General features: G+C 59.3%; 1 protein-coding gene. It reads left to right on the top strand.

The genetic code is table 11. The features are described from left to right. On the top strand, window positions 1-214 hold a 214-nt coding region (locus tag AF337_RS32800; protein ID WP_152971301.1), incomplete at both ends, for a DUF1214 domain-containing protein.

Below are 214 nucleotides of genomic sequence, written 5' to 3'. Positions count from 1 at the left end.
GCTTCGCAACGGCATGCCGTTTCCTAGCGTGAGCCAATATACCGACCCGCAGAGCAATGCCGACGGTTCGATCGACGTGTATTTCGCGCCGACGGCACCTGCTGGAAAGGAAAAGAACTGGATCAGGACCGTGCCCGGCAGGGGCTGGTTCACTCTGCTCCGGTTTTACGGCCCCAGGAAGGAGTTCTTCGATCGGTCATGGAAGCCTGACGAC

The organism is Rhizobium ecuadorense (genome assembly GCF_001187535.1).
Classification (GTDB): Bacteria; Pseudomonadota; Alphaproteobacteria; order Rhizobiales; family Rhizobiaceae; genus Rhizobium; species Rhizobium ecuadorense.
This window is presented reverse-complemented; position numbering and strand designations above follow the sequence as displayed.